This is a genomic window from Streptomyces malaysiensis subsp. samsunensis, assembly GCF_024519315.1.
Lineage (GTDB): Bacteria > Actinomycetota > Actinomycetes > Streptomycetales > Streptomycetaceae > Streptomyces > Streptomyces malaysiensis.
In genome coordinates, this window is the sequence record NZ_JANIIC010000139.1 from 1 (window position 1) to 7,779 (window position 7,779).

General features: G+C 69.0%; 11 protein-coding genes. 8 read left to right on the forward strand and 3 right to left on the reverse strand.

Features of this window, described 5'->3' with window-relative positions:
- The 4 genes from NQU54_RS47600 to NQU54_RS47615 all read left to right on the forward strand — a co-directional run.
- On the forward strand, positions 1–311 hold a 311-nt coding region (locus NQU54_RS47600; protein ID WP_257636493.1), incomplete at its 5' end, for a hypothetical protein.
- A 446-nt stretch (positions 312–757) separates the two neighbouring features.
- Positions 758–1,723 (forward strand): DNA-processing protein DprA, encoded by a 966-nt coding sequence (locus NQU54_RS47605; RefSeq protein ID WP_257636494.1) that lies wholly within the window; start codon positions 758–760, stop codon positions 1,721–1,723.
- A gap of 110 nt (positions 1,724–1,833) precedes the next feature.
- The gene (locus NQU54_RS47610; RefSeq protein ID WP_257636495.1) at positions 1,834–2,463 is read left to right on the forward strand and encodes a ComF family protein; all 630 of its coding nucleotides are present in this window, start codon (positions 1,834–1,836) and stop codon (positions 2,461–2,463) included.
- 317 nt (positions 2,464–2,780) lie between these two features.
- Positions 2,781–3,488, forward strand: a complete 708-nt coding sequence (locus NQU54_RS47615) for a hypothetical protein (protein ID WP_257636496.1) — start codon at positions 2,781–2,783, stop codon at positions 3,486–3,488.
- Positions 3,489–3,685: 197 nt separating this feature from the next.
- Here NQU54_RS47615 and NQU54_RS47620 read toward each other — a convergent pair whose 3' ends face one another.
- Entirely contained in the window at positions 3,686–3,823 is a 138-nt protein-coding gene (locus tag NQU54_RS47620) for a hypothetical protein (RefSeq protein WP_257636497.1), read from the reverse strand.
- Positions 3,816–4,118 (reverse strand): hypothetical protein, encoded by a 303-nt coding sequence (locus NQU54_RS47625; RefSeq protein WP_257636498.1) that lies wholly within the window; start codon positions 4,116–4,118, stop codon positions 3,816–3,818. The genes NQU54_RS47620 and NQU54_RS47625 overlap by 8 nt, the downstream gene beginning before the upstream one ends.
- Positions 4,119–4,673: 555 nt before the next feature.
- On the opposite strand from NQU54_RS47625, the gene NQU54_RS47630 reads away from it, so the two are divergent.
- The 3 genes from NQU54_RS47630 to NQU54_RS47640 all read left to right on the forward strand — a co-directional run bounded on the left by NQU54_RS47630 (position 4,674) and on the right by NQU54_RS47640 (position 6,203).
- Entirely contained in the window at positions 4,674–5,225 is a 552-nt protein-coding gene (locus NQU54_RS47630; RefSeq protein ID WP_257636499.1) for an RNA polymerase sigma factor, read from the forward strand.
- Entirely contained in the window at positions 5,212–5,904 is a 693-nt protein-coding gene (locus NQU54_RS47635; protein ID WP_257636500.1) for a hypothetical protein, read from the forward strand. The genes NQU54_RS47630 and NQU54_RS47635 overlap by 14 nt, the downstream gene beginning before the upstream one ends.
- Before the next feature lie 113 nt (positions 5,905–6,017).
- Positions 6,018–6,203: a hypothetical protein gene (locus tag NQU54_RS47640; RefSeq protein ID WP_257636501.1), complete on the forward strand. Its 186-nt coding sequence runs from the start codon at positions 6,018–6,020 to the stop codon at positions 6,201–6,203.
- Between the two features lie 131 nt (positions 6,204–6,334).
- Here the strand turns inward: NQU54_RS47640 and NQU54_RS47645 are convergent, their stop codons facing one another.
- A complete protein-coding gene (locus tag NQU54_RS47645; RefSeq protein WP_257636502.1) occupies positions 6,335–6,922 on the reverse strand; it encodes a hypothetical protein in 588 nt (195 codons plus the stop codon).
- Positions 6,923–7,214: 292 nt separating this feature from the next.
- Here NQU54_RS47645 and NQU54_RS47650 point away from each other — a divergent pair, with 292 nt between their 5' ends.
- Complete coding sequence (locus tag NQU54_RS47650; protein WP_257636503.1) at positions 7,215–7,778, forward strand: GNAT family N-acetyltransferase; 564 nt, start codon at positions 7,215–7,217, stop codon at positions 7,776–7,778.
- Position 7,779 lies beyond the last annotated feature (1 nt).

Genomic DNA, 7,779 nt, shown 5'->3' on the forward strand with positions numbered 1-7,779 from the left:
GGGCGGCAGACTTGGGCCGGACGGAAAGGGGCCACTCCCGCACGCGCGGGCCGGACCAGGTGCCGCGGAACGCCGAGGGCATCGCGGCCGCGCTCGAGGGCGAGCGGCGGATGGAGCTCTACCGCGAGCTCCTGGCGGCCGCGCCGGAAGACGCCGAGGGGGTCCTGCGCCGCTGGTGGTGCGAGGCGATGCTCGACACCGACCCGGCCGCCGACCGGGTCACCGAGGCCGCACTGAACGGCACCCTGCCCACCAAGACCGTGGAAGCGGCCATCGCACGCCGCCAGGCCGCGGGGCTGCCCGTTGAGTGAGCCGCACGGCCAGGAGCCGGAAGGCTGACCGTGTGAACTGTCCGGAGAGGTCGACGCGCTGCTGGCCGACTTATCCCTGCCCGGTGAGGTCTTCGGGGCGATCATCGCGGCGACGGTTCAGATCAACGAGGCCCGGGGGATAGTGCCGGGCAGCACAGCCTCGGCGAATCGGCCGGGAGTGGTACGACACCCGCGAGGCTGAGCGTCTGGTCGGCGGCATCTGTCTGGCGGCAGAGATCATCTGGGAACCGGTCGCGGCGCCCGGCGGGGCCACTCAGCTCGCCGAAGCCCTCGCACGCATGGAACAGCGTCGGCGCGCCTGAGAAACCGGCCTGGGCCGCACCCTTCCTGCCCGACGCGGTCCGCGTACGCCATGATGGAGGTGGCCCGAATACAGCGCTTCATCCTTCGAACATCCCGGGGCCGCGAGTAGAAGGACACACCAGATGAACCTAGACATCACCGCTGACCAGTACGATCTGCTGACCCTGTGCGCGCTGCGCATCGGTGGCGCCACCCTGGACTGGAGCCTGCTCGCTCGCGGCGCCCAGAGCCCCGACGGTCTGGCCGCCCTCCTGGAGGGGCAGCTGCACGAGGACTCGCGCGCCGCCACCAAGAACCGGCCCCTGCTGCAGCAGGGCCTGGGCGGCGGTCTCGAGGCCGCCCGCGCCCGCGTTGACGACGAGCTGGCCGCGGCCGACAAGGTAGGCGCTCGCCTGGTCACCGTCCTCGACGAGGACTACCCCGCGAATCTGCGCGTGATCGGCAACCTCCCGCCGTTCCTCTTCTACCGTGGTGAGCTCGACTTGCGCGACGCCCGCTCCATCGCCATCGTTGGCACGCGCCAGGCTTCCGAGGGCGGATTGCGCCGGGCGGCCCGGATGGCACGCGAGCTCGTCGAACACGACGTCGTGATCGCCAGTGGCCTCGCCAAGGGCATCGACGCCGCCGCCCACCAGGCCACCCTCACCGCGGGCGGGCGGACCTTCGCTGTCATGGGCACAGGCATCGCCGCGCCCTTCTACCCGGCCGAGAACCGGCCGCTCGCCAAGGCCATTCTCACGGCTGGCGGCGCGCTGCTGAGCCAGTTCTGGCCTACCAGCCCCCCGGCGAGGTACACCTTCCCCCGCCGCAACGTCGTCACGAGCGGTACCACCCTGGGCAGCGTCGTCATCGAAGCCTCCAGCACGTCCGGCGCCAAGATGCAGGCCCGTCTGGCCGCCGAGCACGGCAAGCTCGTCTTCCTGATCCGGTCCCTCGCCGACGCCCAGCCCTGGGCCAAGAAGATGCTCGACGAGGACCGCGCGATTCTGGTCACTGCCTCCAGCGACATCACTGGCCGCCTTGGCCAAGCTGCCGATATCCAGCGCGCCGGCCAGCAGCGCCAGCAGCTCGCCCTGGCCGGCCTGTGACCGCAGGTCTCCCCGATCCCGCAGGCTTCCCCGACTGCCCGGTGTGCGCCTACGTCCTCACAGGCACCGCGCGCCTGTGCTCGGACTGCGCCGGACGCACCCTCCAGCCCGTGGCCGACCCTCACTGTCCGGTCTGCTCCCAGGCCGTCGCGCCCGGCAGGCAGTGCGGCAACCGGCTTTGCGGGCTGCCGGAGGCGCAGCGGGGGTTCTCGCGCGTCGACGCGGTGGCCGTGTACTCGGGAGCTCTCCGCGACAAGATCCACAAGCTGAAGTACGAGGGGAAGAGCGGCTGGGCGATGATCTTCGGTCGGCTCCTCGTCGGCTGGATGGAGAGACACCCCGAGCAGATGCGCGGTGTCGACCACGTGGTCGGCAATCCCACCCACATTGGGCGTCAGCCGATCCAGCACATCGAGGCGATCATGGACGCCGCGTACACCGAAGACGTCATCCGCGCTTTCCCGCTCAGCCCGCCGGGCGCGCACCGCCTGATCAAGGGAATCGAGACGCCCCGGTCCGCGAACCGGACTCTGGATGACAAACGCGCGGCGGCGACCGCGCACGCCGACGCCCTGACGTGGATTGGCGACACGGGCGACATCGAGGGATCCACCATCCTGCTCGTCGACGACGTGTTCACCAGCGGCTCGCAACTCCAGCACGTCGCACTCCGGCTCCGGGCGACTGGCGCCGCCGACGTCCGCGGACTCGTCCTCGCCCGCGTTCCCTGGAGCGGCTGACGGTGCCACATACCCGCCCCGCGACGCGGTCCTCCTGCCCTGCGCTGGCCTCCATCGCCATGTACGTACTCCCAGCACTACGTGATCCGTTGCCCCTCGGGGCGCTCCTCATCATCGGTGATGATCGCCGATCAGCCTCCGGGGAACAGCGGAAGATCAGCATTCGGCAGGATCTGACCACGCCAGATGGCTGACTCGGCTTGGATGGTGCGTTGAGACCAGGCACCGGCCGAAGGCGGCGCCCGAGCGCCAGGCGAGCACCTCGATCCCGTGGCCGGTCGGCGACACCCGACAGCTTCGTGAGGAGACAACGCCCCATGAATTTCCCGGTATTCACCGAGGACGCGCCGCTGGCCGCGCTTGAGATCGAGGCGCTGCGTGCCCTGCACGTCACGTTGCAGGACCTGCGACACGAGTACAATTCCGCGCTTGCCGTGACCCACCGCTCCTACCGGCTGGAGGAGAACGCGGAGGTGTACACGCAGGGCGGAGCCCTGGCCCACCACCCCGACGCCTTGCACGAGCTCAGCCGTCTGGCCGACCACTACGAGCGCGGCGTCGGGCTGCTCACCTGGCGCCACGCGAGCGCGGCCGCGGTGCTCGGCACCAGCATCCTGGACCGCGTCGTGAGCGGTCGGCCCACGTTCACGGCGGCCGCGGTGACGGCACTGTGCGAGGAGCCGACCCTCGGCCAGCTGCGGGATGCCTTGTCGATCCCGTGCACTGACTTGCTGGTCGCGCGCGAGCCCGCGTTCCGGGACCGACACGAAGAAGAGCGCCACCTACTGCTTCGTGCGGTGGAGGGCATCATCGAGTGTGCCGCCGAGCTCGGCGAGGGCGTGCCGGAGGACGCGGCTGCCCTGTGGGCCGGGCGGCTCACCGAGTTCGACCGCCTGGGCACGGACCCCCTGTACGAAGGCGTTCTGGGAAGGCTCCTGCCCTTCGCTGAGCAACTCCCCTACGAGATCAGCTGGTACCTGAAACAGGCCCGGGCGGGCGCACTGCCCCGACAGATCCGCACCTGATACAGCACGAGGTTGGGCCGCCGACGCCCAGGCACGCAGGTACACGCCACTGGGGCTTCGGTCAGAACGGCACGATCCGGGTGAGGACCACCTCGTGGGTGTCCTAGTTGATGCGGTACTCGGCGATGCCGCGCCCCGCCGGGGATCAGGACTTCTCGCCAGTCATCATCGCCCTCGAGCGGCGTGCTGTCTTTCAGTCACGGATCCTCGGCGATGGATACCGCCAGGGCGACCACCGCAGAGAACAGAGCGGCGGACAGTCCGGGGTCGGCCAGGGCTTCTCCCACCGCTTCGGAAGGGATGACCGGTCGTAAGTCGCGGGGGTCGTCACTCACCGGGCATCGCTCCGTCGTTCGCCCGGCGGCGGCGCGCGATCTCGTCCCAGCTCGTGGTCGGCAGCGTGCCCGCCTCGGCGGCCGCGTGGATGCGGTCGCGCTGCGGGTCACTGTCCAGCATGGCCCGGCCCCACCACTCGGTCAGCGTCGCATCGAGCTCGGCGCCCTGCTCAGCCGCGAGTACCTCGGCGAAGAACTGCGCCCGCCGGGCGCCACGCAGCGCCTCGGAAATCCCGCCGATGGTGCGCAGGACCCTCGGCTCCGACTGGTGCGGGTGGCCTGGCTGCGGGGTCATCCCTCGCCCCTTCGTCCCATACGTCTGACGGGTCCGGCCTGAGGCCGTTTTGCGACGGAGTCGCGCTCACCGTCAGCATCGGCTTCATCATCCCAGGAGCCGTTGGCCAAGTCGTCCATCTCGGGCAGGGAGCCGGTGGGCGCGATGGCGGCCTCGCATCCGGCGCAGGCCAGCGCGTCGGCGGAGGAGCGGGGCTTGTGCCGTCGTGGTTCAAGGTGACGGTTGCCTGGTTCACCCGTACGGGGGGGGTATCAGGGGGCTCGCTCCCTTTGACGCGCGCCCTCCAAACTGTGAGGTCCGCCACTACGGGTCCCGTGAGTGAGGGCTCCCGGGGAACCTTCGCGTGATAGAAACGCTCAGCTCACGGGCGGTTACTTAGCGGTATCGAATATCACCTTCCGCATTCTTGGTGTTCCGTGTAGTGATTTTCCTTGGGACATCCATGCGTCTCTACGCGTCAATACGGCTTAGGTGGTGCCCAGGCCCCCTTTGGCCTACGGCGCCCGGATGTTCGGGTGCCGCACCCCCGCCGAGTCTTCGAAGAAGAGGACCTACGTGAACGACCTGTTCGAGGATGGGAGCGCGTCCGTCAGGGCGCCGCTCGCCCTCCCCCTGGAGTTCGAGGCGCACTACATCACCAACCAGGCGGCGTACCACCAGTACGCCCTGACCCAGCTGAAGACCTTCAAGGCTGCCGAAGAGGCGGTCCACCGGGCCTTTCTGGAGATTCTGCGGCACTGGGACGACCTGCTGGCGGAGAGCAACCTCCAGCAGCAGACCTGGGCCATCATGCGACGCGTCGTCATATCCCAGGCCCTGATCGATGCACAGGCCAGGCTCACCACCAGCGACCATCCGGTCCACAAGGCGCTCGCCAAGTTGCCGCCCAAGCAGTTCGACGCCGTCGTGCTGCGCGGCTGGATGAACAAGAGCGCCGAGGACATCGCCTGGTACATGGGTGTCACCACCAGCACCGTCGACTACCACTGCCGCAGGGCCCGCGAGCGTCTGGGCCCAGGCGCTGGGCGTGACCAGCCGGACGAAGAAGACCGGCAGGACCACCCGCAAGACCAGGAACCAGGGGGAGTAGCCCATGACCACCATTGACCAGCTGCTGGCCGACGCGGCCCCACCGGTCCGCGAGCACCACTTCGACGTGGCCGCAGGGCTCCGGCGCCTGGCGCGGGAGGCCGGCTACATCCTGCCCGGCCTCCCCGTTCAGGGGGCGCCGCAGGCCGGACAGCGGTTGAAGGCCGTCGCCCGCTGGTGGCTCACCAGCCCCCAGGCCGCCGCCCACGTCGACCAGCTCGTCACCGAACTGGACGAGGCCGCCCCCACGCCCCTCTCCACCGCTGCCCCGGTGGACGTTCACGGCGTCCAGATCTTCGCCTGCTTGCTCCACCTGACGGGCCACCCCGAAAGCGCCCAGTTCTGGTGGGAACTGGCTGCCAGCGCGGACGTACGCGGCGCCGCCTACTGCCTTCACCTGCACCACCTCAGCCGCGGCGAGGAGCGCGAAGCGGCTCACTGGCTGCTGGAAGCCAAGCGGGAACGCGACCACGGCGCCGGGGAAGGCTGCACCCACGAGGACGTCGAGGCTCTGGACGGCCTGTTCTTCGACAGCTTCGAGCAATACATCCGCCACCACGACGGCGCCACCGCGGCCCCAACTGCCGATCTCGACGCGGAAGTCGAGCGCCTCGCCGACCGGGAGGACGACGGGCTCGTCGGACACCCCGACCAGCAGCTCGCCGAGCGCCTCCACGCCTTCGCCAGCCGCCACTGACGCATCCCCGCAAAAAGCACAAGGAGCCCAGATCGCCGACCCCCGGTTCCGAGGCCAACGGGTCGGGACGGGCCCCTCGCGACGATGCACCCCGCAGAAGAGGAGCACCTCCGGTGAACCATAGCCTCAATCCTGAACCTTCGGGAGATAAACGACGAACCAGCCACCTCGTGCGCTGGCTCGCCCGGCGCCGGCGCACCATCGCCACCCAGATACTGCGCGGCGCCTGCTACGGCATCGGCACCGGCGCTGTCGGCCTCGCCTTCTGGTGGATCGAATGGTGGGCCGAGCACCACTGACCCAACCACGTGGGTGGCCGATGCCGGCCCGCCGTACATCGTCCTCACCCGCATTCAGCTGTACTGACCTGCTGGGAAAGGAGTGAAAGGCCCGCCCGGGCGGAACTGCCAGCCGAGCTGTCAGTACCGCCTCAGCGGCTCAGTGACTCAGCGCTGAGGCGGTCGAGGACGGCTCCGACGGGGGCGGCTGTGCGATGGGGGGTGAGCTCGGTGGCGAGATCGGTGAGCAGTGTGGTGCAGCGGCCGGACTCGATGGTGGCGGCGATGTCCATGGCGGTGGTGGCGGTGTCGCGCAGGACGGTGACCTGCGACTTCGCTGCCTCGTCCGGCAGCGTGGCATGCACCCAGCGGCGGAAGGAGGAGATCGATACCTGGAGCTTGTGCTCGTCGCGGAGCCGCTGGTGGATGGTCGAGACGGTCACCGTTCCCAGCAGGTTCTTGATGTAGTCGCGGTGCTTGTCGATCTCCGGCCAGGTCACCTGCCGAAGCCGTCTGTCGACCAGCCCGGGGAACCACTCCTTGATGAGTTTCGACCAGTCGGCCTCGCTCATCGGCGGCCCGCCCGGGGTGATCCCGGACGCCTCCGCCGGGGCCAGGGTCTTCCTGACCGTCTTGCGGTCCACCCCCAGCGACGCGGCCAGCGCGCTCTTCGAGCGGCCCGCGTACCAGTGGACGTAGATCTCGGTGATGTCGACCACGACGAACGTTCTCCTCGCCATCCGGGCCGCCTATCGGCCTTCCGAACCACGGGACGAGGAAGGTGAGCGGCTTCGCGACGACCAGGTTCCTCGATCCCGGACTCCGCGCTACCCATGGCCAATCAGGAGGATTCAACATGGAGGCCCGCATAAAGCTCAAACCGCCCAGAGAGGGGAAAACTTGACCGCTGACAGGGGTGTGACGCATTGTTTTGTCCCGCGTGCGGTGGTCGCTGCGGTCTGCCCCGGCGGCCCGGTTCCAACCCGTCCAAAACCTGATCCCTGCCGGTCAGGCCGGTCGTAGGTTCACGCCATGGCGACCGTTGACGACATGGAGTTCCGCACTGCCCGGCCTGAGGACACCGAGGCCATCGAGGCACTCGACGGATCCTTCACCACCCGCACCATCTTCCACGTGGCCATCACCGAGGACGGGTTCGCCCTCCAGGAGATCCCGGTGGACCCGCCCATCCACAAAGTCTTCCCACCGGAGAACAGCGACGACGGTAACGGTTCCGCGGCCGAGGAGGATCCGAACAGCCGTACCTTCGTCGCCGTCGGCACCGACGGTTGTCTGGCGGGCTTCGCCGCTGTCTCCTACGCTCCGTGGAACCGGCGGCTGGCCATCGATGACATCGAGATCGCTCCGCCCTACCGAGGTCAGGGCGTCGGCCGTGCCCTGGTGGGCCATGCCGCCGAGTTCGCCCGTGAGCGCGATGCCGGGCACATCTGGCTGGAAGTCACCAACATCAACGCTCCTGCGATTCACGCCTACCGGCGGATGGGATTCGCCTTCTGCGGACTGGACACGACGCTCTACGCCGGCACTCCCTCATCAGGCGAACACGCCCTCTACATGAGCATGCCTTGTCCCTGAG

What these genes read in the sequence shown, in the direction of transcription:
- NQU54_RS47650 (WP_257636503.1), top strand. Translation starts at nt 7,215, where the DNA reads ATGGCGACCGTTGACGACATGGAGTTCCGCACTGCCCGGCCTGAGGAC.
- NQU54_RS47625 (WP_257636498.1), bottom strand. Translation starts at nt 4,118, where the DNA reads ATGACCCCGCAGCCAGGCCACCCGCACCAGTCGGAGCCGAGGGTCCTG.
- NQU54_RS47645 (WP_257636502.1), bottom strand. Translation starts at nt 6,922, where the DNA reads ATGGCGAGGAGAACGTTCGTCGTGGTCGACATCACCGAGATCTACGTC.
- NQU54_RS47615 (WP_257636496.1), top strand. Translation starts at nt 2,781, where the DNA reads ATGAATTTCCCGGTATTCACCGAGGACGCGCCGCTGGCCGCGCTTGAG.
- NQU54_RS47635 (WP_257636500.1), top strand. Translation starts at nt 5,212, where the DNA reads ATGACCACCATTGACCAGCTGCTGGCCGACGCGGCCCCACCGGTCCGC.
- NQU54_RS47605 (WP_257636494.1), top strand. Translation starts at nt 758, where the DNA reads ATGAACCTAGACATCACCGCTGACCAGTACGATCTGCTGACCCTGTGC.